Annotated in this window: 1 protein-coding gene; it reads left to right on the forward strand. The window is 38.6% G+C overall.

The genetic code is table 11. The annotated features are described in order from the left end of the window. Nucleotides 1-233 (forward strand): hypothetical protein (locus SB754_RS23135; RefSeq protein WP_410784582.1); only part of this gene is annotated, 233 nt, incomplete at both ends.

Genomic DNA, 233 nt, shown 5'->3' on the forward strand with positions numbered 1-233 from the left:
CAACCTTAAAAGATTATACGTTTTTCGGATGGTCTGCTTCGGCTACGGCACCAAATTCAATTAAAGAAATTGCAGTTACAGCGACAGGAAATCAAACCTTTTATGCGTTTTGGGGTGTCAATGGTAATAATAAAAAAGATGAGGTAATTCCCGTTTTTTACACGCTTTCCTTTTTGAATTTGCCAGCGGGAACTGTCAATACCAATAAAACAAGTGTGCAGGTAGGAACAGCT

The sequence above is a fragment of the Leifsonia sp. SIMBA_070 genome (assembly GCF_046534635.1).
GTDB lineage: Bacteria > Actinomycetota > Actinomycetes > Actinomycetales > Microbacteriaceae > Leifsonia.